Origin of the sequence: Pseudomonas ekonensis, from assembly GCF_019145435.1 — a bacterium.
Taxonomy (GTDB): domain Bacteria; phylum Pseudomonadota; class Gammaproteobacteria; order Pseudomonadales; family Pseudomonadaceae; genus Aquipseudomonas; species Aquipseudomonas ekonensis.
Window position 1 is genome coordinate 977,278 of record NZ_JAHSTS010000001.1, and the last position, 25,328, is coordinate 1,002,605.

Annotated in this window: 23 protein-coding genes; 16 read left to right on the plus strand and 7 right to left on the minus strand. The window is 66.2% G+C overall.

What is annotated here, in order from left to right:
* Positions 1–142 precede the first annotated feature (142 nt).
* The 7 genes from KVG96_RS04490 (at position 143) to KVG96_RS04520 (ending at position 8,476) form a co-directional block, all read left to right on the plus strand.
* Entirely contained in the window at positions 143–865 is a 723-nt protein-coding gene (locus KVG96_RS04490; protein WP_217890976.1) for a response regulator transcription factor, read from the plus strand.
* Complete coding sequence (locus KVG96_RS04495) at positions 852–2,270, plus strand: sensor histidine kinase (RefSeq protein WP_217890977.1); 1,419 nt, start codon at positions 852–854, stop codon at positions 2,268–2,270. The genes KVG96_RS04490 and KVG96_RS04495 overlap by 14 nt, the downstream gene beginning before the upstream one ends.
* Before the next feature lie 120 nt (positions 2,271–2,390).
* Positions 2,391–3,293: a cysteine synthase CysM gene (gene cysM / locus KVG96_RS04500; protein WP_217890978.1), complete on the plus strand. Its 903-nt coding sequence runs from the start codon at positions 2,391–2,393 to the stop codon at positions 3,291–3,293.
* Positions 3,293–4,645 carry a 23S rRNA (uracil(1939)-C(5))-methyltransferase RlmD gene (gene rlmD, locus KVG96_RS04505; RefSeq protein ID WP_217890979.1) on the plus strand — a complete coding sequence of 451 codons (1,353 nt, stop codon included), beginning with the start codon at positions 3,293–3,295 and terminating at the stop codon, positions 4,643–4,645. Before cysM ends, rlmD begins: the two co-directional genes overlap by 1 nt.
* 124 nt (positions 4,646–4,769) lie before the next feature.
* The gene (relA, locus tag KVG96_RS04510) at positions 4,770–7,013 is read left to right on the plus strand and encodes a GTP diphosphokinase (RefSeq protein ID WP_085578177.1); all 2,244 of its coding nucleotides are present in this window, start codon (positions 4,770–4,772) and stop codon (positions 7,011–7,013) included.
* A gap of 57 nt (positions 7,014–7,070) precedes the next feature.
* Positions 7,071–7,907 carry a nucleoside triphosphate pyrophosphohydrolase gene (mazG, locus tag KVG96_RS04515; protein ID WP_217890980.1) on the plus strand — a complete coding sequence of 279 codons (837 nt, stop codon included), beginning with the start codon at positions 7,071–7,073 and terminating at the stop codon, positions 7,905–7,907.
* 26 nt (positions 7,908–7,933) lie between these two features.
* On the plus strand, positions 7,934–8,476 hold the full coding sequence (locus KVG96_RS04520) for a DUF2058 domain-containing protein (protein WP_085578175.1): 543 nt from the start codon (positions 7,934–7,936) through the stop codon (positions 8,474–8,476).
* Positions 8,477–8,549: 73 nt separating this feature from the next.
* Here KVG96_RS04520 and KVG96_RS04525 read toward each other — a convergent pair whose 3' ends face one another.
* From KVG96_RS04525 to KVG96_RS04550, 6 genes are all read right to left on the minus strand, one after another.
* Positions 8,550–8,732 (minus strand): hypothetical protein, encoded by a 183-nt coding sequence (locus tag KVG96_RS04525; protein ID WP_217890981.1) that lies wholly within the window; start codon positions 8,730–8,732, stop codon positions 8,550–8,552.
* Between the two features lie 322 nt (positions 8,733–9,054).
* Complete coding sequence (gene fabB, locus KVG96_RS04530) at positions 9,055–10,275, minus strand: beta-ketoacyl-ACP synthase I (RefSeq protein WP_085578173.1); 1,221 nt, start codon at positions 10,273–10,275, stop codon at positions 9,055–9,057.
* An 11-nt stretch (positions 10,276–10,286) separates the two neighbouring features.
* Positions 10,287–10,802, minus strand: coding sequence for a 3-hydroxyacyl-[acyl-carrier-protein] dehydratase FabA (gene fabA / locus KVG96_RS04535; RefSeq protein WP_085578172.1), 516 nt, complete (start codon positions 10,800–10,802; stop codon positions 10,287–10,289).
* 247 nt (positions 10,803–11,049) lie between these two features.
* On the minus strand, positions 11,050–12,954 hold the full coding sequence (locus KVG96_RS04540; protein ID WP_217890982.1) for an ATP-binding protein: 1,905 nt from the start codon (positions 12,952–12,954) through the stop codon (positions 11,050–11,052).
* Positions 12,951–13,886: an ABC transporter substrate-binding protein gene (locus KVG96_RS04545; RefSeq protein ID WP_217890983.1), complete on the minus strand. Its 936-nt coding sequence runs from the start codon at positions 13,884–13,886 to the stop codon at positions 12,951–12,953. Before KVG96_RS04545 ends, KVG96_RS04540 begins: the two co-directional genes overlap by 4 nt.
* 1 nt (position 13,887) lies before the next feature.
* Positions 13,888–16,011, minus strand: coding sequence for a TonB-dependent receptor plug domain-containing protein (locus KVG96_RS04550; protein ID WP_217890984.1), 2,124 nt, complete (start codon positions 16,009–16,011; stop codon positions 13,888–13,890).
* A gap of 196 nt (positions 16,012–16,207) precedes the next feature.
* Here KVG96_RS04550 and KVG96_RS04555 point away from each other — a divergent pair, with 196 nt between their 5' ends.
* The 9 genes from KVG96_RS04555 (at position 16,208) to KVG96_RS04595 (ending at position 24,217) form a co-directional block, all read left to right on the plus strand.
* Positions 16,208–17,233, plus strand: a complete 1,026-nt coding sequence (locus tag KVG96_RS04555; protein WP_217890985.1) for an NAD(P)H-dependent glycerol-3-phosphate dehydrogenase — start codon at positions 16,208–16,210, stop codon at positions 17,231–17,233.
* A gap of 18 nt (positions 17,234–17,251) precedes the next feature.
* Positions 17,252–17,599, plus strand: coding sequence for a DUF4389 domain-containing protein (locus KVG96_RS04560; RefSeq protein WP_217890986.1), 348 nt, complete (start codon positions 17,252–17,254; stop codon positions 17,597–17,599).
* A complete protein-coding gene (gene sixA, locus KVG96_RS04565) occupies positions 17,596–18,048 on the plus strand; it encodes a phosphohistidine phosphatase SixA (protein ID WP_217890987.1) in 453 nt (150 codons plus the stop codon). Before KVG96_RS04560 ends, sixA begins: the two co-directional genes overlap by 4 nt.
* A gap of 208 nt (positions 18,049–18,256) precedes the next feature.
* A complete protein-coding gene (locus KVG96_RS04570; protein ID WP_217890988.1) occupies positions 18,257–19,912 on the plus strand; it encodes an AMP-binding protein in 1,656 nt (551 codons plus the stop codon).
* 32 nt (positions 19,913–19,944) lie between these two features.
* Positions 19,945–20,388, plus strand: coding sequence for a hotdog fold thioesterase (locus KVG96_RS04575; protein WP_085629657.1), 444 nt, complete (start codon positions 19,945–19,947; stop codon positions 20,386–20,388).
* A gap of 119 nt (positions 20,389–20,507) precedes the next feature.
* Positions 20,508–21,314, plus strand: a complete 807-nt coding sequence (locus KVG96_RS04580; RefSeq protein ID WP_217890989.1) for an alpha/beta fold hydrolase — start codon at positions 20,508–20,510, stop codon at positions 21,312–21,314.
* Complete coding sequence (locus KVG96_RS04585) at positions 21,311–22,165, plus strand: alpha/beta hydrolase (RefSeq protein ID WP_217890991.1); 855 nt, start codon at positions 21,311–21,313, stop codon at positions 22,163–22,165. The genes KVG96_RS04580 and KVG96_RS04585 overlap by 4 nt, the downstream gene beginning before the upstream one ends.
* 124 nt (positions 22,166–22,289) lie before the next feature.
* Positions 22,290–23,096 carry a DUF4892 domain-containing protein gene (locus KVG96_RS04590; RefSeq protein WP_217892437.1) on the plus strand — a complete coding sequence of 269 codons (807 nt, stop codon included), beginning with the start codon at positions 22,290–22,292 and terminating at the stop codon, positions 23,094–23,096.
* 68 nt (positions 23,097–23,164) lie between these two features.
* A complete protein-coding gene (locus KVG96_RS04595; protein WP_217890992.1) occupies positions 23,165–24,217 on the plus strand; it encodes an AI-2E family transporter in 1,053 nt (350 codons plus the stop codon).
* A gap of 161 nt (positions 24,218–24,378) precedes the next feature.
* Here the strand turns inward: KVG96_RS04595 and xopAW are convergent, their stop codons facing one another.
* Positions 24,379–25,236: a XopAW family type III secretion system calcium-binding effector gene (xopAW, locus tag KVG96_RS04600; RefSeq protein WP_217890993.1), complete on the minus strand. Its 858-nt coding sequence runs from the start codon at positions 25,234–25,236 to the stop codon at positions 24,379–24,381.
* Positions 25,237–25,328 lie beyond the last annotated feature (92 nt).

Sequence of the window (25,328 nt, forward strand, 5' to 3'; positions counted from 1 at the left end):
TTGCTCGCGGGCAATCTTGGGAAAAATGCCGCCGTCGTACATCGGCCGGAGCCGGGACGTCCGTCTGCCGGATCAGGCTCGGGTTGCCCGGCGCCCGGCAATCTTGAATAATCCGTCAACTGAGAATTGTTTGCAGATAGTCATGACTCCTGTCTCTGTTGACCCGCCCCGCATCCTGTCCATCGAAGACGATCCCGTGCTCGGTGCCTATGTCCACGAGCACCTGGGCCGCAGCGGCTTTCAGGTGACCTGGTGCCGCAACGGCCAGGAGGGCCTCGATGTCGCCCGGCACCAGCCGTTCGACGTGGTGCTGATGGACATCCTGCTGCCGGGGCTGGACGGGCTCAATGTGCTCACGCAACTGCGCCAGAGCCATTCCACGCCGGTGCTGCTGATGTCCGCCCTGGGCGCCGAAGCCGACCGCATCAGCGGCTTTCGCCTCGGCGCCGACGACTACCTGCCCAAGCCGTTCAGCATGGCCGAGCTGCATGTGCGCATCGAGGCGATCCTGCGGCGCGTCGCGCTCGACCGGCGTCCGGCGCCGCTGGCCGAACCCGTGGCGGCGGGCGCGCTGCGTTTCGACGACGAACAGTGCGATGTGTCCTACCAAGGCCGACCCGCCGGCCTGACCCGCAGCGAGTACCGCCTGCTGGAGACCCTCGACCGCAACCCCGAAGAGGTGCTGAGCAAGGCCTTCCTATATCAGCACGTGCTGCAGCGCGGCTACGCGCCCCACGACCGCAGCCTCGACATGCACATCAGCCAGATCCGCCGCAAACTCAAGGCCGTCGGCTACAGCGAGCGCGAAGTGCGCACGGTGTGGGGCAAGGGCTACGTATTGAGCGCACCCGATGAAACCGTCTGAGCTGCCGGGGCGGCACTCGCTGTTCTGGAAACTGGCCTGTCTGCTGGTGGCGTTCTGTCTGCTGATGATCTGGCTGAGCTGGTCCTGGGGCCGGTACATGGAGCAGCGCAACCAGTTCCTCTCGGACGAGGCCCGGGGCACGCTGGCGCGTTACGCGGCCGAGGCCGAGCGGGCCTGGCGGGACGGGCGGCAGGAGGGCGTCGACGCCTGGCTGCGCACCATGCACTGGCGCGAGGCGGGGTGGGTCGGGGTGATCGGCGGCCACCTGCAATCGTTGGGCAGCCAGCCGCTGAGCGAAGCCGAGACCCTGCGCCTGACCTTCCTGCGCGGGCCTGACTGGCCGATCCACAAGAAGGGCCTGCCGTGGCTGCGGGTGCCGTTCCCCGAGAATCCGTCCGCCGGCAGCCTGGTGATCGAGCTGCCCGAGCGCTTCCTGCCGGGGCGCTACAAGACGTTCTGGCGGGTCATCACCAACGGGGTGATCCCCGGCCTGTTCACGCTGCTGCTGTGCGTCGGCCTGTACCGTCTGCTGGTGGCGCCGCTGAACAACCTGCGCGAACAGGCCAACGCCTGGCGCGCCGATCAATTGAACGTGCGCCTGTCCAGCGGCATCACCCAGCGCCCCGACGAACTCGGCGAACTGGCCCGGGCCTTCGACTCGATGGCCGAGCGCCTGCAATCGACCGTCGCGCTGCAGCAGCAACTGTTGCGCGACCTGTCCCACGAACTGCGCACGCCATTGAGCCGCCTGCGGGTGGCCAGCGAAGGCGAGCAGGCGCTGTTGCCGTTGCGCGAACGGATCGGGCGCGAGGTCGACATCATGCAGCGGCTGGTGGAAGACACCCTTCAGCTGGCCTGGCTCGACACCGAACGCACGCCGCTGCCTGACGAGGCGATCCAGATCCAGGCCCTGTGGGAAATGCTGACCGACAACGCCTGCTACGAAAGCGGCTGGCCGAGCCTGCAATTGCAGTGCGCGGTGGAGGCTTCCTGCTGGGTGCGCGGCCACCTCAACACCCTGGCCCAGGCGCTGGAGAACATTCTGCGCAACGCCATCCGCCATTCGCCGCCGGGCGGCGTGGTGGGGCTCGGCGGGCGGCGCGACGGCGACTGCTGGCACCTGTGGCTGGAGGATCAGGGCGGCGGCGTGGCCGAGGCGGACCTGGAGCGGATCTTCTCGCCGTTCATCCGGCTCGACGGCTCGCGGCCCGGCGACGGCGGGTTCGGCCTGGGCCTGAGCATCGCGCGCAATGCGGTGCAGCGTCAGGGCGGCAGGCTGTGGGCCGAGAACAGCGCAGACGGCCTGCGGCTGAACCTGCGGTTGAAGGCGCACGACGGATCCTGCGAGGCGATGCAGGGCCGCTCCGCGCCGGCGGTGGACGGGCTGCAACCGCAGATCGCCTGACGGCCCCGCGGTTTCTTCACTTATTCCCATAAGCCATAAGCACCATACTTTGCGTGATATGGCCGGCGCGGGTTTGCCGGTATGATAGGCGCCCCCGCTGTCCGGATTGCGAAAAACGCCATGACCTTGCAGTACCCAACCATCGCCGATTGCGTCGGCAACACGCCGCTGGTGCGTTTGCAGCGCCTGCCCGGCGCCACCAGCAACACCCTCTTGCTCAAGCTGGAAGGCAACAACCCGGCGGGTTCGGTCAAGGATCGTCCGGCGTTGTCGATGATCACCCGCGCCGAGCTGCGCGGGCAGATCCGCCCCGGCGACACGCTCATCGAGGCGACCTCGGGCAACACCGGGATAGCCCTGGCGATGGCCGCTGCGATCAAGGGCTACAAGATGATCCTGATCATGCCGGACAACTCCACCGCCGAGCGCAAGGCGGCGATGACCGCCTACGGCGCCGAGCTGATCCTGGTCACCCAGGAAGAGGGCATGGAAGGCGCCCGCGACCTGGCCCAGCGGATGGAGGCCGAAGGCCGCGGCAAGGTGCTCGACCAGTTCGCCAACGGCGACAACCCCGAAGCCCACTACGCCGCCACCGGCCCGGAGATCTGGCGCCAGACCCAGGGCTCCATCACCCATTTCGTCAGTTCCATGGGCACCACCGGCACCATCATGGGCGTGTCGCGCTACCTCAAGGAGCAGAACGACAACGTGCAGATCATCGGCCTGCAACCGATGGAAGGCTCGGCCATTCCCGGCATCCGCCGCTGGCCGCAGGAATACCTGCCGAAGATCTACCAGGCCGACCGCGTCGACCGCATCGTCGACATGGCGCAAAGCGAAGCCGAGGACGTCACCCGTCGCCTGGCCCGCGAAGAAGGCATCTTCTGCGGCGTGTCCTCGGGCGGTGCGGTGGCGGCGATGCTGCGCCTGTCCAGGGAAGTCGAGAACGCGGTGATCGTCGCGATCATCTGCGACCGCGGCGACCGCTACCTGTCGACCGGCCTGTTCGACGCGCCCAACTGATGGCCAAGCAAGCAAGAGGCCTGCGCTTCCAGCCCGCCGGCGGCAGCAAGGCCCCGCAACTCCCGACCGGCAAGAAGCAGCGCCTGAGCATCGAGCGCCTGGCCAATGACGGTCGCGGCATCGCGTTCTTCGAAGGCCGCACCTGGTTCGTCCTCGGCGCCCTGGCGGGCGAAGAGGTCGAGGCGCGGGTGCTCGGCGCCCACGGCAAAGTGGTCGAGGCCCGCGCCGAGCGCGTGATCAAGGCCAGCGAACTGCGCCGTCCGGCCCTTTGCCCGCATGCGGGCCGCTGCGGCGGCTGCAGCGTGCAGCACCTGCCCCACGCTGAACAGCTTGCCCTGAAACAGCGCATGCTGGCCGAGCAACTGTCGCGGGTCGCCGGCGTCGAACCGCAAGAGTGGGCCGCGCCGTTGACCGGCCCCGAATTCGGCTACCGGCGCCGTGCCCGTGTGGCGGTGCGCTGGGACGCCAAGGCGAAGCGGCTGGACGTCGGCTTTCGCGCCGCCGGCAGCCAGGACATCGTCGCGATCGATGAGTGCCCGGTGCTGGTACAGCCCTTGCAGCCGATCATGAGCCGGCTGCCGGACATGCTTCGCCGCTTGGGCAAGCCTCAGGCGCTGGGGCATGTGGAACTGTTCAGCGGCTCGTCGCTGGCGGTGCTGCTGCGGCACACGGCGCCGCTGTCGGACGCGGACCTGACGGTCCTCAAGGACTTCTGCGCGTTCCATGAGGCGCAGCTGTGGCTGCACGGCGAAGGCGAACCGCAGCCGGCGGACCCTGCGCAGTCCCTGGGCTACCGCCTGGAGACGTGGGGGCTGGAACTGGCCTGGCGGCCGGGCGACTTCATCCAGGTCAACGCCGGCGTCAACGAGGCGATGGTCGCCCAGGCGCTGGCGTGGCTCAAGCCCATGGGCGATGAACGTGTGCTCGACCTGTTCTGCGGCCTGGGCAACTTCGCCTTGCCGCTGGCCAAGGCCGTGCGCGAGGTGGTGGCGGTCGAAGGCGTGCAGACGATGGTCGACCGGGCGGCGGAGAACGCCGCCAGCAACAATTTGCATAACACAAAGTTTTTTCAGGCCGATTTATCCCAGCCTTTGACCGATGCCGAATGGATCGGAAACGGCTTTTCTGCGGTACTCTTGGACCCACCCCGTGACGGTGCTTTCGAGGTGGTGCGCAAGCTGGCGACCCTGGGTGCCCAACGGCTGGTGTACGTGTCGTGCAACCCTGCAACTCTGGCGCGCGACACGGTCGAATTGATCAAGCAGGGCTACCGGTTAAAACGTGCCGGGATTCTCGATATGTTTCCTCAGACGGCGCATGTCGAGGCCATGGCGTTATTTGAAGCGGGCTAGGATGGCCCGTCTGATCCGTCTGGTCCGCCCGGACAGCGCTCGTCCCAGCCCCGCGAGCGCGAACGGGCAATGAAGGTCAGCGATTTGACGCATTGAATCTGCGTCGTAGGGAAGGTAAAGCAAGATGGTACAGGTGAGAGCACACCAGCCGATCAACACCGACGGCAGTATCAATCTCGAGGCTTGGCTCGATCATGCGGTCAGCGTCGATCTGGCGCTGGATCGCGAAGCCTTGAAGGAGGCCTGCGAATACGCCCGCCAGGCCGAGCAGCAATCCAAAGCGGCGAACAATCTGTGGACCGAGGGCAGCGGCAGCTTCAGCACGGGCCTTGAGATCGCCGAGATCCTGGCCGACCTCAAGCTGGACCAGGACTCGCTGGTGGCCGCCGTGCTGTACCGCGGCGTGCGCGAAGGCCAGATCGAGCTCGCGGCGGTCAGCCAGCGGTTCGGCCCGGTGGTCGCCAAGCTGATCGACGGCGTGCAGCGCATGGCGGCGATCAGCGCCAGCCTCAGCCCCCGTCAGTCCATGGTGCTCGGCACCCAGGGCCAGGTCGAGAACCTGCGCAAGATGCTGGTGGCCATGGTCGACGACGTGCGCGTCGCGCTGATCAAGCTGGCCGAGCGCACCTGCGCGATCCGGGCGGTCAAGACCGCCGACGACGAGAAGCGCAACCGGGTCGCCCGGGAGGTGTTCGACATCTACGCGCCGCTGGCGCACCGGCTCGGCATCGGCCACATCAAGTGGGAGCTGGAGGACCTGTCCTTCCGCTACCTGGAGCCTGACCAGTACAAGCAGATCGCCAAGCTGCTGCACGAGCGGCGGCTCGACCGCGAGCGCTTCATCAGCGACGTGATGACCCAGCTCAAGAACGAACTGCAGGCCACCGGCGTCGAAGCCGACATCAGCGGCCGGGCCAAGCACATCTATTCGATCTGGCGGAAGATGCAGCGCAAGGGCCTGGAGTTCAGCCAGATCTACGACGTGCGCGCCGTGCGCGTGCTGGTGCCGGAGATGCGCGATTGCTACACCGCGCTCGGCATCGTCCACACCCTGTGGCGGCACATCCCCAAAGAGTTCGACGACTACATCGCCAACCCGAAAGAGAACGGCTACCGCTCGCTGCACACCGCCGTGATCGGCCCGGAAGGCAAGGTGCTGGAGGTGCAGATCCGCACCCACGCCATGCACGAGGAAGCCGAACTCGGCGTCTGCGCGCACTGGCGCTACAAGGGCACCGACGTCAAGTCCGGCTCCAACCACTACGAAGAGAAGATCTCCTGGCTGCGTCAGGTGCTCGAGTGGCACGAAGAGCTGGGCGACATCGGCGGCCTGGCCGAACAGCTGCGGGTCGACATCGAGCCGGACCGGGTCTACATCTTCACCCCGGACGGCCACGCCATCGACCTGCCCAAGGGCGCGACGCCGCTGGACTTCGCCTACCGCGTGCACACCGAGATCGGCCACAACTGCCGCGGCGCCAAGATCAACGGGCGGATCGTGCCGCTCAACTACAGCCTGCAGACCGGCGAGCAGGTCGAGATCATCACCAGCAAGCACGGCACCCCGAGCCGCGACTGGCTGAACCCGAACCTGGGGTACGTCACCACGTCCCGGGCGCGGGCCAAGATCGTCCACTGGTTCAAGCTGCAGGCCCGGGACCAGAACGTCGCGGCGGGCAAGACCCTGCTCGAGCGCGAGCTCAACCGCCTCGGCCTGCCGGCGGTGGACTTCGACAAGCTGGCCGACAAGGCCAACATGAAGACCGCCGAAGACCTGTTCGCCGCCCTCGGTGCCGGCGACCTGCGCCTGGCGCAGCTGGTCAACCTGGCGCAGCAGCTGGTCGAGCCGGAGCGCGGCAACGAGCAGTTGGAACTGATCCCGCGCAAGGCCGCCGGCTACAAGCCGGGCAAGCGCGGCGACATCCAGATCCAGGGCGTCGGCAACCTGATGACGCAGATGGCCGGCTGCTGCCAGCCGTTGCCGGGCGACGCGATCGTCGGCTACATCACCCAGGGCCGCGGCGTGAGCATTCACCGCCAGGACTGCGCCTCGGTGCTGCAACTGGCCGGCCGCGAGCCGGAGCGCATCATCCAGGTCAGCTGGGGCCCGGTGCCGGTGCTCACCTACCCGGTGGACATCGTCATCCGCGCCTACGACCGTTCCGGGCTGCTGCGCGACGTTTCCCAGGTGCTGCTCAACGAGCGCATCAACGTGCTGGCGGTCAACACCCGCTCGAACAAGGAGGACAACACCGCACTGATGTCCCTGACCATCGAGATCCCGGGGCTGGACGCGCTGGGGCGGTTGCTGGGGCGGATTTCCCAGTTGCCGAACATCATCGAGACGCGACGCAACCGTACGCCTTGACGATCAACGGCGGGGGCGGGCCAGTCCGCTCCCGCACGGTTTTGTGGTGAGACATAGATGACGTACAGCCTGGAAGACCTGCTGCACCTGATGAACCGTCTGCGGGATCCGCAGTACGGCTGCCCGTGGGACATCAAGCAGACCTACGCGACCATCGTCCCGCACACCCTGGAAGAGGCCTACGAGGTCGCCGACGCCATCGAGCGCGGCGATTTCGATCATTTGCAGGGCGAGTTGGGCGATCTGCTGTTCCAGGTGGTGTATTACAGCCAACTGGCCCGGGAGGAGGGGCGGTTCGAGTTCGCCGGCGTGGTCGACAGCATCACCCGCAAGCTGGTGCGCCGCCATCCGCACGTGTTTCCCACCGGCGACCTGTATGCGCCGCTGGATGTGCCGCGGCTGAACGAGGAGCAGGTCAAGGAGCGCTGGGAGCAGATCAAGGCCGAAGAGCGTGCCGAGAAATCCGCCGAGCCGCAGCAACTGTCGTTGCTCGACGATGTGCCCGCCGCGCTGCCGGCCCTGTCGCGCTCGGCCAAGCTGCAGAAGCGCGCCGGGCAGGTCGGCTTCGACTGGCCCGACGCCTTGCCGGTGCTGGACAAGGTGCGCGAAGAGCTCGATGAAGTGCTCGAGGCCATGTCGGAAAACGACCCGGCGGCGGTGGCCGACGAGATCGGCGATCTGCTGTTTTCGGTGGTCAACCTGGCCCGGCACCTGAAGGTCGATCCGGAAACCGCGCTGCGCGGCGCCAACGGCAAGTTCGAGCGGCGTTTCCGTTTTATCGAACAGGCATTGCGCGACACCCGTCGTCCCATGGAAGATTGCACCCTCGAAGAGTTGGACGCCTTGTGGGGCGAAGCCAAACGACAGGAAAAGAATGCGCCCGGCTGCGGCTGAGCAATTTGCCCAAGTGAGTAAGCACCATGAGTATTTCCCTTCGCGACCAGTTGCTCAAGGCAGGGCTGGTCAACCAAAAGCAGGTCAAGCAAGTCAGCAAGGACAAGCAAAAGCAGCAACGCCTGGCCCACAAGGGGCAAATCGAGCTGGACGACTCGCAGCAGCGCGCGGCCCAGGAGGCCCAGGCCGAGAAGGTCAAGCGCGACCAGGAGCTGAACCGCCAGCAGCAGGAAAAGGCCGAGGCCAAGGCCCGCGCCGCGCAGATCAAGCAATTGATCGAGGTGTCGCGCCTGCCGAAGCTGAACACCGAGGACTACTACAACTTCGTCGACGACAAGAAGGTCAAGCGCCTTTCGGTCAACACGCTGATGCGCAACAAGCTCAGCAGCGGCTCGCTGGCGATCGTGCACCATGCCGGCGGCTACGAGGTGATCCCGCGTGAGGCGGCCCTGAAGATCCAGGAGCGCGATCCGCAGCGCATCGTGCAGATGAACGAGAAGACCGAAGAGGTCACGGACGAGGACGATCCGTACGCGGCCTACCAGATCCCTGACGATCTGATGTGGTAAGCGCCTGAAGCGCAAAACGACGAACCCCGCTCATGGCGGGGTTCGTCGTTATGGATGCTGTGTCGCTTGCCGCTCAGCCCTGTTCGCGCTGGCGCTCCAGCAGTTCCAGCTCGGCCTTGTAGTTGTGGGCGTCGGCCTCGTTGTGGAACATCCCCACCAGCAAGTCCTGTTGATGCACGTCCCAGATCCGTACGCCGGCGGCCACGCCTTCATGGGACATGTGTGAATCGTCGCGTTCAGTCACTTTTACAGTCATCTGCTAGCTCCAATCTCTGTTATCTGCAGCAAGGCATGTGCAGGACTCTTTTATAAAGTTTGTTAGCTTGCTAAGTAAACGTTCGATTTCTGCAATGTATCCTTGCGGATTTCGCAACAGTGCTGGAGCCCGCGAGATACGCGACATTCAGTCGCAGGGCGGGAAGTTGCATGACAGATGTTTCATGTTGGCGGGGCGATTCGCCTGCCTTTACGGGGGGGCGTTGTGCCTTGGCGGGCGCCCGGCGGCGACGTTTACCCAGGCGAAAAAAAACGCCCCGAACCGGTCGGGGCGTTTTCATGTACGGCTCAGCAGCGTGAAATCACTTGCCGGTCCAGCGCTTGAGCACCAGGGTGGCGTTGGTGCCGCCGAAGCCGAAGCTGTTGCTCATCACGGTGTCGATCTTGGCGTTCTCGCGGGTCTGGGTCAGCACCGGCAGGTCGGCCACTTCCGGATCCAGCTCGTCGATGTTGGCGGAGCCGGCGATGAAGTTGCCTTCCATCATCAGCATGCAGTAGATCGCTTCGTGAACGCCGGCGGCGCCCAGGGAGTGACCCGACAGGCTCTTGGTGGAGCTGATGGCCGGCGCCTTGTCACCGAAGACTTCACGCACGCCTTTCATTTCCGCCACGTCGCCGACCGGAGTCGAGGTGCCGTGGGTGTTCAGGTAGTCGATCGGGGTGTCGACGGTGGACAGCGCCTGCTGCATGCAGCGGATCGCGCCTTCGCCGCTCGGGGCCACCATGTCGTAGCCGTCGGAGGTCGCGCCGTAGCCGACGATTTCCGCGTAGATCTTCGCGCCGCGGGCCAGGGCGTGCTCCAGCTCCTCGACCACCACCATGCCGCCGCCGCCGGCGATGACGAAGCCGTCACGGTCGGCGTCGTAGGCGCGGGAGGCCTTTTCCGGGGTGTCGTTGCGCTTGCTGGACAGGGCGCCCATGGCGTCGAACAGGAACGACTGGCTCCAGTGCTCTTCTTCGCCGCCGCCGGCGAAGACGATGTCCTGCTTGCCCATCTGGATCTGTTCCATCGCGGTGCCGATGCAGTGGGCGCTGGTGGCGCAGGCGGAGGCGATGGAGTAGTTCAGGCCCTTGATCTTGAACGGGGTGGCCAGGCAGGCCGACACGGTGCTGCTCATGGTGCGGGTCACGCGGTACGGGCCGACGCGCTTGACGCCTTTCTCGCGCAGGATGTCCAGCGCTTCCATCTGGTTCAGGGTGGAGGCGCCGCCGGAGCCGGCGATCAGGCCGGTGCGCGGGTTGGACACCTGCTCTTCGGTCAGGCCGGAGTCCTTGATCGCGTCAGCCATCGCCAGGTAGGCGTAGGCGGCTGCATGGCCGACGAAACGGTAGACCTTGCGGTCGATCAGTTCTTCGAGGTTGAGGTCGATGGAGCCGGAAACCTGGCTACGCAGACCCATTTCGGCGTATTCCGGGTTGAACCGGATGCCAGGGCGGCTTGCACGCAGGTTGGCGGAGACGGTCTCTTTGTCATTGCCCAGGCAAGAAACGATGCCCAGACCAGTGATAACGACGCGGCGCATGCGGATAACCCTTAGAAGTTGTCAGTGGAGGTGAATACGCCGACCCGTAGGCCTTCGGCGGTGTAGATTTCGCGACCGTCGACGCTGACCGAACCATCGGCGATGGCCATGTTCAGCTTGCCCTTGAGGACGCGCTTGATATGAATGTTGTAGGTGACTTTGCTGGCGGTCGGCAGCACCTGGCCGAAGAACTTCACTTCGCCCGAACCCAGCGCACGGCCGCGGCCCGGCAGGCCTTGCCAGCCCAGGAAGAAACCGACCAGTTGCCACATGGCGTCGAGGCCCAGGCAGCCCGGCATCACCGGATCGCCTTCGAAATGGCAGGCGAAGAACCACAGGTCCGGGGTGATGTCCAGCTCGGCGACCAATTCACCTTTGCCGTACTTGCCGCCTTCTTCGCAGATGTGGGTGATGCGATCCACCATCAGCATGTTCGGGGCGGGCAGTTGCGCGTTACCTGGGCCGAACAGCTCACCGCGACTGCAGCGCAGCAGGTCTTCCCGGGTAAAGGCGTTTTGTTTGGTCATGCGAGCTCCTCAATAGTCCCATGCGGCAGGTGGGGCGTTCTTCCCGGCCGACCGAAGCGTTCATGCCTCGATCCGGCAGCCTACTCATAGACTATTGCGTTGTGGTGAAAGTCACAGCACCAAGGACATGAATGTACACTTGTGCACTGAAATATTTATTCAAGCCCCTTTTGAGGCCCGTTCGGGAGCCTAAGACTGCCGCACTTTCGCTTTTCACGCCAGTCGCAGATGGTTGAAAGGCTGTCCCTTACTGCACCCAGCGCTGCATGATCTGCTGCAAATCGTTGCGTTTGAACGGCTTGGCCAGATAGTCGTTCATCCCCGCCGACAGGCAGTTTTCCCGGTCGCCCTGCAACGCGTTGGCGGTCAGCGCGATGATCGGCACGTCGTTGCAGGCGGGCAGGCGGCGGATCTGGCGCGTCGCCTCGTAGCCGTCGATCACCGGCAGCCGGCAATCCATCAGGATAGCCTCGAATCGCTGCCCGTCGGCGCACCGCACCGCTTGCGCACCGTCGGTGGCGATGCTGACGGCAAAGCCCAGGCTGCGCAGCATCGCTTCGATCACGGTCTGGTTGACCGGGTTGTCCTCCACCAGCAGCACCTTGCGCCCCTCGCCGTGGCCGTCGCCGGCGGGCAGGCGCGGCGCCGCCAGCGTCGGCAACGCCTGCTTATATATGGCCAAGGGGATTTCCAGGGTAAACACCGAACCGCGGCCTTCCTCGCTCTGCGCCCGCAGGGTGCCGCCCATCCGTTCGGCGAGGGTGCGGGCGATCGGCAGCCCCAGCCCCGTCCCGCCGTAACGCCGGGAGATCGAACTGTCGGCCTGCTGGAATGCGTTGAACATCAGCTCCAGGCTTTGCGGGGAAATGCCGATGCCGCTGTCGCGCACCGAGCAGGTGAACCAGAGCAGTTCGTGGTCCAGCGATTGCCACTGCGCTTCGATGCCGACCTGGCCCTGTTCGGTGAACTTCAGCGCGTTGCCCACCAGGTTGACCAGAATCTGCCGGATCCGCGTCGGATCGCCTTGCACCTGCAGGTCGCGCATGTCGTCCGGGATCCGCAACTGCAGGCTCAAGCCACGTTGCAGGGCGCTGTGCTGGAACGACTGGGCGCAGGCGGCGATCAGGTCGGCCAGGTTGAACGGGATGTGCTCCAGCTCCAGCTCCGAACGCTCGATGCGCGAGAAGTCCAGGATGTCGTTGATGACCTTGAGCAGGTGTTCGGTGGACTCCGACGCCAGGGCGGCGTACTCGATCTGCTCCTCGGTCATCTCGGTGGTCTCCAGCAACTGCAGCATGCCCAGGACGCCGTTCATGGGCGTGCGCAGTTCATGGCTCATCATCGCCAGGAAGTCGGATTTGGCGTTGTTGGCCTTTTCCGCCTCTTCGCGGGTCTGGATCAGTTGCGCCATGGCCTGGTGCTGTTCGCGGCTGGCCTGTTCCAGGGCCTGGGCCAGGTTGTTGATGTGCTGCGACAGCGCGCCCAGCTCGGTGTCGTCGACGATCGGCAGCGGGGTCTTGAAGTCGCCGTCCTGGATGGCCCGCACCGCGTGGCCGATGTCGCGGATCGGCTGGGACAGGCTGCCGGCCAGCCGCCGCGCCAGGACAAAGGTGAAGAGCAAGGCGAACAGCGCAAGGATGCCGGCCTTGAGCAGGATTTCCTGCTGGCGCTGGCTGAAGGCGTCGCTGGACAGGCCGACGATCACCCGGCCCAGGTAATCCTCGCCGGTGCCGTTCCTGGCCGGGCGGCTGTCCTGGAAAAAGTCGTTGTGCAGGGCGATCCGCTGCAGCCTGACCGGCGCCTGGAACACCTCGACCTGATGCGGGCGGCTGTGGGCGTTCGCCGCTTGCTCGACGTAAGCCAGTACCCGGTTGCCGCTGTCCTGAACCTCCAGAAAGCGTACGTTGGGCGTGGCCAGGGTGGCTTTGAGCAGGCTTTCCAGCACTTCGTTGTTGCCGGAGATCACCCCGTATTCGGTGGCCGGCGCCAGTTGGTTGGCGATCAGTTGGCCGGTGCGGGTGAGCTCCTGGCGCAGATCCTGGATGCGCACGAAGGTGAAGAAGGTGATCAGGAGCAAGGTCAGCAACAGCGCAGGGCCCAGGCTGATCAGTTGGGTGCGGGTGTTGATGTCCCAGCGGCGGCGGAAAATCATGGGCGGCGCTCTCCTTCGGCCAAGTCCTTGGCCACAGACACTTCATCGGGCAGTTCGATACCTAAGGAACGAGCCACCTGGGCATTGCTTGAGACCTTGAAACGATCGGGGTAGAGCGTGCGCGGCCAACTGGCCGGCGGACGGTCGAGCAAGGCGTCGAGAATGGCCAGCCAGTCGCTCTGGTCGCTGTAGCTGCTGGCCAGGCTGCCGGCGCGCACGAACGCGACGTTGGGGCCGATCAGCGCCAGTTGCCGGGAGTAACTGCTGAGCAGCAGGTTTTTCGCGGTCTTGGGGTTGTACAGATCCGGGTCGTCGAGCCCCAGCAGCACGTCGCTGTTCTTCAGCAGCGCCTGCAGCGGGCGGCTGTCGCGGGTGTTGTCCCAGCGCTCGCCGACGATCTCAAGGTCCAGCGAGCGGGCCGCCAGGTGCAGCTCCTGCAAGAGAAATTCGCTGTGCCGGTCGAACAGCACGCCGACCCGGCGGGCCTGGGGCAGGAGCCGGCGGATCAGCTGGAGTTGGCGGCCGGGCATCGGATCGCTCCAAAGCAGGCTCAGGTGCGACGGCGGCTGGGCGTTGCCGAAGCGTTGCTGCGCTTGCAGGCGGCTGATGCGCAGCACCAGGGTGGCCGGTCCCGGGGGCTCTTGCAGGCGCCAGTCCAGGCTCGGCAGATCCAGCAGGATCAGGCGCAGGCTGGCCGGCAGCTTGCCCGGCGCCGGCAGGCTGGCCAACGGCTGGAAGCGCACGCGGTCGGTGGGGCGCAGCTCGCTCAGGGCCTGGACGAAGGACTGCACCCCCGGGCTTTCCTCGGCGCCGGTCAACAGGATGTCCGCCGCCTGCACGGCCACGCCGTGCAGCCAGGCTGTCAGGAACAGGCAGAGCCCGGCCAGCCAGTGGCCGACGCCCGGCATCTTCCGTGACAGGGGCAGACGCATCTTAGAACTCCAGCTCCGCGCTGAGGTACATCACGCGGCGGTCGTCGTAATTGTTGTCGACGAACGTGGTCGGCTCATGGTCCAGGCGCTGCTGCACCACGCCGGCCAATTGCAGTTGGGCCTTGCCCAGGGGAATGCGTTTGGCGATGCGCGTGTCCACCCGCTCGAAGCGGTAACCGTTGAGCGCATTGTCGCCGTAATAGAAGAGGGCGCTGCTCCAGCCCCGACCCCAGTCGCGCAGCCAGCCGGCGGAACCGCTGTTGCGTGCGGTGAACTGTTGGTCCTGGGGGTTGCTGGCCTGCGCGTCGACGAAGGCATAGGTCAGGCGCAACCGGTCGGCGGCGCTCAGGCGCCAGTCCGCCTGGGTTTCGGTGCCGCGGAAGCGGGCGCTGTTGGCGTTGCTGGCGATGAACTGATTGTTGCGCAGCGGTTCGCTGATCATGCCGGTGATTTCGTCGTAGAACAGCTTCACGTCCAGGGCCAGGCCCAGGTCGGCGAAATAGCCGTTGTAGCCCAGCTCCCGCGAACGCATGCGTTCCTGGTCGAGGTCGCCGGGGCCGCGGGTCTTGACGAAGTAGCGGGCCGAGGACTGACCGTAGGCATAGGGCCGCAGGCCCGAGACCTGATAGCTCCAGTTGACGTTGTTTTCGAACATGCCCGGCGAACGGATCGCCTCCGAATACACCGCGCGCAGGCCGTGGCGCGGGTTGATCAGGTAATTGACCGCGAACCTGGGCGTCAGCGAACTGCCCACCAGCCGGGTGTCTTCGAACATCGCACCGCCCTGCAGCAGCCAGTGTTCGCTGGCGCGCCATTCCAGCTGGCCGAACGTGCGCCAGGTGGTGTCGTCCAGCGTGCCGTTGAAGTAGGTTTCGGACTCGGCCCGGTCGTAACGGTAGTTCATGCCGCTGACCAGGCGCAGGCTGTCGGACAGGCTGAGGGTGTCCTGCAGTTCGAGGTCGTAGCGCGACTCGCGGATGCTCTGGTCGATATCGCCGCACACGGTGCGGCTGGCGCCGTTGCGCCACTGGTCCAGCACCTGATTGGCCAGCGCCATCTCGGCCGGCGTGCCGGGCGGTGCGCCGGGGCCGGTGAAACGGTTCATGTTGCGCGCCAGCAGCTCGGTGTAGTTGGGGTTGAGCTTCCACAGCTCGGTCAGTTGCGGGCTGAACGACACTTCGGCGTCGCAGGCGCGCCAGGTCTGCTGCCGGTCCCAGTGCTGCGCCGAACCCTGCACATACAGGCTGTGGTCGGGATTGACGTCGAGGTTCCAGCGCACCGAGCCGGCGTAATCCTTGGCGACCACATCGGAATTGTTGCCGGCGGCGGTGATGCCGTAGAACACCGGCCGGTAGGTGTAGGGACGCTGGTTGGTGCCGTCCTTCGCGTTGATCTGCCAATCCAGGCTCTGATCCTCGCTGAGCGTGTGGCTGACCGACAGGCTGACGCGGTCCAGGCGCCGGCTGTCGCGGTAGTCGGCGCCGGTGCGGTCTTCATCGAAGCCGTCGTCCTGCTGGCCGGACAGCGACAGGCGCAGGTTGCCGCCGTTCCAGCCGGAGCCTTGGCTGGCGTAGTAGTCGTTGATGCCGCGCTGGCCGCGGCTGATCTTGACGCGCGTGCCGTGGCTGTCCGCCGGGTTGCGCGTGATGATGTTGACCACCGCCATCAGCGCATTGGCGCCGTAGCTGACGGTGTTGGGGCCGCGGAACACCTCGATGCGCTCCACGTCTTCCATGGCCACCGGGATGTCGCTCCAGTCCACCGTGGCCAGGCCGGCGCGGTACACCGAGCGGCCGTCGATCAGCACCTGCATGCGCCGCGCCTGGGTGGCGTTGGTGCCGTGGTAGTTGACGGCGGCCTGGTTGCCGCTGATGGCGCCGACCATCATGCCCGGCACCAGGCGCAGCAGTTCGCTGATGTCCCGGGCGCCGCTGGCGTTGATCAGTTCGCTGTCGAGCACGGTCATGCTGCCGGGCACTTCGGCCGGCGACTGCTTCAGGCGGGTGGCGGTCAGGATCTGCGGCAGGGCCTCGCTGTCCAGAAACAGGTCGTCCGCCAGCACTGCCGGGCTGAACAGCAGCGCCAGCAGCAGGGAGGAACGTGTGGAAGATGGGCCAAAAGACACGAGACAGCCTTGATAGCGAATAAGTGGCGCGCATGTTAACCGAGCCCGGTGACTTTTCCATTCACGATGCAGGCATTTTCCTCGGTTTTATTGGTCTTCTTCCTACATGCAGCGGTAATTGTTGCCGGGGCTGTCCCGGCGGGGGGCGCCCCGTATAATGCCGCCATCGCCACTGGTATGGATTGACGGATTACATATGACTGAACAGCGCCCGATCGCGGTCCTGGGAGGCGGAAGTTTCGGTACCGCCGTGGCCAATCTGTTGGCCGGGAACGGCCATCAAGTCCGGCAGTGGATGCGTGACCCCGAACAGGCCGAGGCCATCCGGGTCAACCGCGAGAACCCGCGTTACCTCAAAGGCATCAAGATCCTGCCGCAGGTGACCCCGGTCACCGACCTGCAGGAGGCCCTCGACGCCTGCGAGCTGTGCTTTGTCGCGCTGCCCTCCAGCGCGCTGCGCACCGTGCTGGCCAGCCATGCCGAGCGCCTGCGGGGCAAGATGCTGGTCAGCCTGACCAAGGGCATCGAAGCCCACACCTTCAAGCTGATGAGCCAGATCCTCGAAGAGATCGCCCCACAGGCGCGCATCGGCGTGCTGTCCGGGCCGAACCTGGCGCGGGAGATCGCCGAGCATGCGTTGACCGCCACGGTGGTCGCCAGCGAGGACGAAGACCTGTGCCGCCAGGTGCAGGCCGCGCTGCACGGGCGCACCTTCCGCGTCTACGCCAGCGCCGACCGTTTCGGCGTGGAGCTGGGCGGGGCCCTGAAGAACGTCTACGCGATCATCGCCGGCATGGCGGTGGCGATGGACATGGGCGAGAACACCAAGAGCATGCTGATCACCCGCGCCCTGGCCGAGATGACCCGGTTCGCGGTGAACCAGGGCGCCAACCCGATGACCTTCCTCGGGCTGGCCGGGGTGGGGGACCTGATCGTCACGTGCTCGTCGCCCAAGAGCCGCAACTACCAGGTCGGTTTCGCCCTGGGCCAGGGCCTGAGCCTGGACGAGGCGGTGTCGCGCCTGGGCGAGGTGGCCGAAGGGGTCAACACGCTCAAGGTGCTCAAGGCCAAGGCGCAGGAGGTCGGCGTGTACATGCCGCTGGTCGCCGGGCTGCATGCGATTCTGTTCGAAGGGCGCACGCTGGAGCAGGTCATCGGCCTGTTGATGCGCGGCGAGCCGAAGACCGATGTCGATTTCATTTCCACCAGTGGTTTCAACTGAGTCAGCAGGGGACGAGACATGAGCGATCCGAAAAACGAAGCGGGCTACGAATCCATTCTCCTGCGGGTGCTGTGGATGGTCGTGTACGCGCTGGTCTGGCAGGTGGCGCAGTTCATCCTCGGGGCCGTGGTGCTGGTGCAGTTGATCTATCGTTTGATCTACGGCGCCCCGAACGCCGGCCTGATGAACTTCGGCGACAGCCTGAGCCAGTTCCTGGCCCAGATCGGCCGCTTCGGCAGTTTCCACAGCGACCAGAAACCCTGGCCGTTCGCCGACTGGCCGACGCCGCGCACCCCGGAAGGCGAAGCGCCGCACACCGTTGCGCCGGCTGCGCATCCGGTTCGAGATGAGGAACCCAAGCTATGAAACTCTGGGTATTGCGTCACGGCGAGGCCGAGCCCTACGGCTCGCGCGCCGACTCCGAGCGGGAACTGACCGCCCATGGCCGCAAGGAAGTGCTGAGCAGCGCGGCCAGGCTGATGGGCCAGCCGCTGACGGCGATCTACGCCAGCCCTTATCTGCGGGCGCAGCAGACGGCGCAGCTGGTGCGCGAGGCGCTCGGCTTCGAGCCGGAAATCCGTACGGTGGAGTGGCTCACGCCGGAAACCGACCCGGACAAGGTCGCCGAGCAACTGGTGTCGGTCAGCAACGTGTTGCTGGTCAGCCACAATCCGCTGGTGGGGCACTTGCTGAGCTACCTGCAGCACGGCGCCGGCCACCCGCCGGAGAAGGTCAGCACCGCGGGGCTGGCCGAGCTTGAGCACAGCGAACTGCTGATCGGCTCGATGACGCTCAACAGCCTCAAGCATCCCTGAGGCGCGGGCGCCCGCTTCAACATTGTTTTCCGACGGCCGCAGATTCTGCGTTCACCCCGGTACCTTGTGGGAGCGGGCTTGCCCGCGATAGCGTCAGACGGCGCACCGCAGCGCGGGATTGTCTTGAAATGATTTGTGTGAAAAATCCAACCAAGCACTTGCTTGGTTGACTACGCTTGCTCCTGACCCAAAACCAGGAGCGAGTCCCATGCCTGCCCCTTTCCGTTTGCCGCTGGACGTTTTCTACGAGCGCGAGGCCCGTCACCCCCGCCAACGCTTCCTGGTGCAGCCCCTCGGCGGCGGGCAGGTCGAGACCCTGACCTGGGCCGACGTCGGCCACCAGGCCCGTTGCGCGGCGCACTGGCTGCGCGCCCGCGAGTTGCCCCAAGGCAGCCACATCGCCCTGATCTCGAAGAACTGCGCGCACTGGATCATCGCCGACCTGGCGATCTGGATGGCCGGGCACGTGTCGGTGCCGCTCTATCCGAACCTCACCGCCGAGTCGGCCGGCCAGGTGCTGCGCCATTCGGACAGCGTGCTGGCGTTCATCGGCAAGCTGGACGACTGGCCGGCGATGTCGGCCGGCGTGCCCGAAGGCCTGCCGACCGTCAGCCTGCCGCTGCATCCTGCGGGCAGCTTCGACTTCAGCTGGGACGACCTGCAGCGCAGCTCGCCGATCCAGGACGATCCGCGTCCCGACGCCGGTCAACTGGCGACCATCATCTACACCTCCGGCACCACCGGCCTGCCCAAGGGCGTGATGCACAGCTTCGGCAACCTCGGTTTCGCCACCACCCGCGGCACGCAGCTGTTCGGCCTGGGCGAGCACGACCGGTTGCTGTCCTACCTGCCGCTGTGCCATGTCGCCGAGCGCATGTTCGTCGAACTGGCGGCGGTCTACACCGGCCAGACGGTGTTCTTCGCCGAAAGCCTCGACACCTTCCTCGCTGACCTGCGGCGGGCGCGACCCACGGCGATGTTCGGCGTGCCGCGGATCTGGACCAGGTTCCAGATGGGCGTATACGGCAAGATCCCGGCCAGGCGCCTCGATTTTCTGCTGGGGCTGCCCTTCATCGGCAAGCGGGTCGGCCACAAGGTGCTGGCCGGGCTGGGGCTGGACGCCCTGCGCGTGGCGCTGTCCGGCGCGGCGCCGGTGCCGCAGGCCTTGCTCGACTGGTATCAGAAGCTCGGCCTGGACGTGCTGGAGGTCTACGGCATGACCGAAAGCTGCGGCTATTCGCACATCTGCCTGCCCGGCGAGTACCGGCAGGGCTGGATCGGCAAGCCGTGTCCGGACGTCGAGGTGCGCATCGACGCGTCCGGCGAAGTGCTGGTGCGAAGCCGGGCGAACATGCTCGGCTACTACAAGGATCCGCAGAAGACCGCCGAGACCCTGACCGACGACGGCTTCCTGCGCACCGGCGACAAGGGCGAGCAGGATGCCGAGGGGCGCCTGCGCCTGACCGGGCGGCTGAAGGAAATCTTCAAGACGAGCAAGGGCAAGTACGTGGCGCCGGCGCCCATCGAAAACCGCCTGGCGGTGCATTCGCGGATCGAGCAGGTGTGCGTGGTGGGAGACGGTCTGATCGCGCCGCTGGGGCTGTGCGTGCTGTCGCTCGCCGGCCGGGACGAGGGCCGCGCCGGGCTGCGTTCGAGCCTGGAAAGGCTGCTGGAGGACGTCAACGCCGCCCTCGACAAGCACGAGCGTCTGCATCGGCTGGTGGTGGTCAAGGACACGTGGGCGGTGGAGAACGGCTTCCTGACGCCGACCCTGAAGATCAAGCGCAACGTCATCGAGGACGCCTACGGGGCGAGCTTTGCGCAATGGAGCGAGCGCGGCGAGGCGGTGCTGTGGCAGGATTGAGCGACGAACAAAACAATAAAGGGAACCCTGCGATGAGCCTGTGGCGCACCACCCCGAACATCGAGCAGTTGAACGCGATCCAGAAAAACACCATCGGCGAAGTGCTCGACATCCGTTTCGAAGCCTTCGACGACGAATCCCTGACCGCCAGCATGGTGATCGACCACCGCACGCACCAGCCTTATGGCCTGCTGCACGGCGGCGCCTCGGTGGTGCTGGCCGAGACCGTCGGCTCGATGGCCAGTTACCTGTGCATCGACGCCAGCAAATTCTACTGCGTGGGCCTGGAGATCAACGCCAACCACTTGCGCGGCTTGCGCAGCGGGCGGGTGACGGCGGTGGCCAAGGCCATTCACCTGGGGCGCACCACCCATGTCTGGGACATCCGCCTGACCAGCGACGAAGGCAAGGCCAGTTGCGTGTCGCGGCTGACCATGGCCGTGGTGCCGCTGGGCGAGCGACCGCCGGCGCGCTGAGTGGCGATTGCGCCATAGCCATGACCGGACTGTCATCATTCCTGGCAGTTACGGTCATTGCTGCGCGGCGCGCTCTTGCGGACAATCGCCGCATGTTTCCCGCTCATGGATCTGCCGGTATGCCGCAACCGATTTTCTTCGCCCACGCCAACGGGTTCCCTTCGGGTACCTACGGCAAACTGTTCGCGGCGCTGGCGCCGGAATACCGGGTCGCGCATCTGGAACAGCACGCCCATGACCCGCGTTTCCCGGCGGACGACAACTGGTACAACCTCGTCGATGAACTGATTCACCACTTGCGCCGGCAGGACGAACCGGTGTGGGGCGTCGGCCATTCCTTCGGCGGCATGCTGCACCTGCATGCGGCCCTGCGCTGCCCGGAACTGTACCGCGGGGTGGTGATGCTCGATTCGCCGGTGCTGACCCGCACCGATCAGTGGGTGATCCGCGCCGCCAAGCGTTTCGGCTTCATCGACCGGCTGACCCCGGCGGGGCGCACCCTGGGCCGGCGGGAAGAGTTCGCCGACCTCGCCAGCGCCCGCAGCTACTTTGCCGGCAAGACCCTGTTCCGGGGCTTCGATCCGGAATGCTTCGATGCCTACCTGCAACATGGCCTGCACAAGGTCGGCGACAAACTGCGCCTGCGCTTCGACCCGGCCACCGAAATCAGCATCTACCGCAGCGTGCCGCACACCAGCCCCGGCCGCACCCGCCAGTTGAAAGTGCCGCTGGCGGTGGTGCGCGGGCACAAGAGCCGGGTGGTGATGAACCATCACACCCGTCACGTCGGGCGCCTGCCGCAGGGCGAATCGCTGAGCATGCCCGGCGGCCACATGTTCCCCCTCGAACGCCCGCAGGACACGGCGCGGCTGCTCAAGGGGCTGTTCGAGCGTTGGGACAGCCGCCAAAGCAGGGAGTGCGCATGAGCCCGGCCGTCGAAGAGGTGCGCCTGAGCCTGCCGCACATCGAACTGGCGGCGCACCTGTTCGGCCCTGAAGACGGCGTGCCGGTGATCGCCCTGCATGGCTGGCTGGACAACGCCAACAGCTTCGCCCGCCTGGCGCCGATGCTCAAAGGCCTGCGCATCGTCGCTCTGGACATGGCCGGCCACGGGCATTCCGGGCACCGCCCGAACGGCGCCGGCTATGCGCTGTGGGACTACGCCCATGATGTGCTGCAAGTCGCCGAACAACTGGGCTGGAAACGTTTCGGCCTGCTCGGGCATTCGCTGGGGGCCATCGTTTCGCTGGTGCTGGCCGGCTCGATGCCGGAGCGGATCAGCCACCTGGCGCTGATCGACGGGGTGATTCCGCCCACCGACAAGGGCGAAAACGCTGCCGAACGCATGGGCATGGCCCTACAGGCGCAACTGGATCTGCGGGACAAGCGCAAACCGGTCTACACCACCCTCGACCGCGCCATCGAAGCGCGCATGAAGGGCTTGGTGGCGGTCAGCCGCGAAGCCGCCGAACTGCTGGCGCAACGCGGGCTGATGCCGGTGCCGGGCGGCTACACCTGGCGCACCGACAATCGCCTGACCCTGCCGTCGCCGCTGCGCCTGACCCAGGAACAGGCGATGGCGTTCGTCCAGCGCATCGACTGCCCCGCGCAATTGGTGGTGGCGGCCGACGGCATGCTGGCCAAGCATCCGGAGCTGCTGGAGCGTCTGCCTTTCAGCCGGGAACAGCTGCCCGGCGGGCACCACCTGCACCTGAACGACGCGTCCGGGGCGCAGCTTGTCGCAGACTGTTTCAATCGGTTCTTCGCCATTCCTTGACTTGCGCCGGGCAACTGTCGAGGCTGGGCGGGTTGAAATGGGAGACGATCAAGATGGATTTCTGCACCGCAACCCCGCACCGCCTCCAGGGCGCCCAGGCCATGCCGATCCGATGAGCCTGCGCATTCGGTTCATCAGCCTGCTGGCGCTGGGCTGCGTCAGCGCCGCGACGTCGGCCGCCGACCTGCCCGGCAGCCAGGACCTGCCGATCGTGCCGCGCCTGGCCGACGCGCAGATCGTCGATTACCGCGCACCGGTGGAGATGGAACGCATCTACCCGTTGGGCTCGATCCGCAAGATCAGCGGCCAGTTGCGCTTCGACGGCCAAGTCGGCGCCCGCGGCCAGACCACTTCGGTCACCTATGAGCTGCCGCCGGAGCATTCCTCCACCGAAGCCTTCACCGTCGCCCGCGAGGCCCTGCAGAAGCAGGACGCCGAGCTGCTGTTCTGGTGCCAGGCCCGGGATTGCGGCGAAAGCAGCCTGTGGGCCAACGAAGTGTTCGGCAACGCCAAGCTGTACGGCGCCGACGAACAACAGGCCTATCTGCTGCTGAGGCTGGCGGCGCCCCGGGACAACACGCTGGTGGCGCTCTACGGCATCACGCGGGGCAACCGCAAAGCCTACCTGCACGTCGAACAGTTCGAGTCCGCCGCACCGCTGGGCGACCTGCTGCCGACCTCCGCGACCCTGCTGCGCCAGCTCAAGGGCACCGGCGAGCTGGATTTCCCGAAACTTACCGGCGAGCCGGACGACACCTGGCTGCGTCTGCTGTCCCGCGGGCTGAACCTCGACACCACGCTGCGGGTGACGGTCTCCGGGCCGAAGGCCGAGGCCTGGCGCCAGGCGCTGATCGGCTCAGGCGTGCGCGCGGCCCGGATGGAAACCGGCAGCGGGGACGGTCCCGGCCTGCGCATCGATCTGCTGCGCTAGGCACATCGGGCGGACACGGGCGGCGTGTTCGCCTACTCTTTGGCTGAATCATTGTTTCGGGACCTCACATGCTCAATAACGATCGGCTGTTGGTGCAGATCCTCCTGCTGGTGCTGTTCGGCGCAAGCCTGTGGGTGATGGCGCCGTTCTGGTCGGCGCTGTTCTGGGGCGCGGTGCTGGCGTTCGCCAGCTGGCCGCTGATGCGCCTGCTGACCCGTTGGCTCAACGGCCGCGAGTCCCTGGCGGCGCTGGTGCTGACCCTGGGCTGGATGCTGTTGGTGGCGGCGCCGCTGGTGTGGCTGGGGCTCAACCTGGCCGACCATGTGCGCGACGCCACGTCGTTCATCAAGGACGTGCAGGTCGACGGCCTGCCGGAAGCGCCGGCCTGGCTGGGCGCCGTGCCGCTGGTGGGCGAACGGCTGGTGCGGGTCTGGAACAGCATCGATCAGCAGGGCGCCGCGGTGATCGTGGCGGTCAAGCCCTACCTCGGCCAGGTCGGCAACTGGTTGCTGGCGCGCAGCGCGCAGATCGGCAGCGGCATGCTCGAGCTGACCCTGAGCATTGTCTTCGTGTTCTTTTTCTACCGTGACGGCCCGCGGCTGGCGGCGTTCGTCCATAGCCTCCTCGAACGGCTGATCGGCGACCGCGCCGGTTACTACATCGAACTGGTGGCGGGGACGGTGCAACGGGTGGTCAACGGGGTGATCGGCACGGCGGCCGCACAGGCGATCCTGGCGCTGATCGGCTTCCTGATCGCCGGGGTGCCGGGGGCGCTGGTGCTGGGGATCGTCACCTTCCTGCTCAGCCTGATCCCGATGGGGCCGCCTCTGGTGTGGATTCCGGCCACGGCGTGGCTGGCCTGGAAGGGCGAGTACGGGATGGCGGTGTTTCTCGGGATCTGGGGCACGTTCATCATCAGCGGCGTGGACAACGTGCTCAAGCCGTACCTGATCAGCCGCGGCGGCAACCTGCCGCTGGTGATCGTGCTGCTCGGGGTGTTCGGCGGCTTGATCGCGTTTGGCTTCATCGGCCTGTTCATCGGGCCGACGCTGCTGGCGGTGGCCTACAGCCTGCTGACCGACTGGAGCAAGAGCCAGGGGCGGGTCGAAGACCGGCGCTGAGGCGTTGCCCGGCCATCGGCGGCGCCCCCATCGCCAGCTTGCTGGCGATGACGTCAGTCGAGGCGCCGCAAGGCCGGCCCAAGGCAAGGGTTCCCACCGGGATCCCGGTCGCTCCACGCCGGGCCGCCTGCGGGAGCGGGCTTACCCGTCACGTCTTCGATTCAAGTCGACACATTCAGGTATTTGCCCACCGGCGCCACGTTGTCGAGCGAGTACTGCTTGCTCAGGTTGGCGATCATGCGGTTCAGCGCTTCGGTCGTGGTCTGTTGCGTGTTGGCCGTCGCTTCATCGTCCGGGCGTTCGCGGCCGGCCTGCAGCGCAGCCTTCAACTCGTCGCTGCCGACACCGCCGCTGCTGTCGCTGTCCAGCACCTTGAGCAGTGCGGCGGCATTGTCGGAATCGGACGACGAGGTGCCGGCACCGGCCTGCAGGGCGCTGCTCAGTTCGGTGGCGGTGACGCTGCCGTCGCTGTCGGCATCGAGTTGGCTGAACAGTTCATCGCCGGACATCTGCTGCGGCGGCGGGGGCGGTGGAGCGAGGCTGGCGGCGAGCTCGTCCTGGCTGACGACGCCATCCTTGTTCTTGTCCAGGGCCGAGAAGATTTCGCTGCTGTCGGCAGTGCTGCCGGCGCTGGTCAGGCCGGTGCTCAGCTCGTCGCCGCTGATGGCGCCGTCGCCGTCGGTGTCCAGGGCGCTGATCAGGGCATCGGCCAGTTCGGTGTTCGGCGCCTGGTCGTGGGGCGGGGGCGGCGGAGGCGTCATGGCGGTCATTTCTTCGGCGCTGAGGCTGCCGCTGGCGTCGCTGTCCAGATCGCCGAACTGCTGGCTCAGGCTGACCAGCAAGCCATCGTCGGACTTCTGCGACAGGGCGCTGCCCAGCTCGTCCTGATCCACCGTACCGTCGCCGTTGCTGTCGAGCTTGGCGAACAGTTCCTTCTGCAATTGCTGGCTGCGGGCATTTTGCGTGGCGGTGCTGCGGGTGCTTGTGTAGCTCGTGTAGTTGCTGACGCTGCCGATCATCGGGCTCACTCCTTGGACTGGAAACCGGTGGGCGCACCGGTCTGTGCAGCCTCGGGGGGCGAGTTGTCGTGGGTATGTGGGTTTTGTACCGG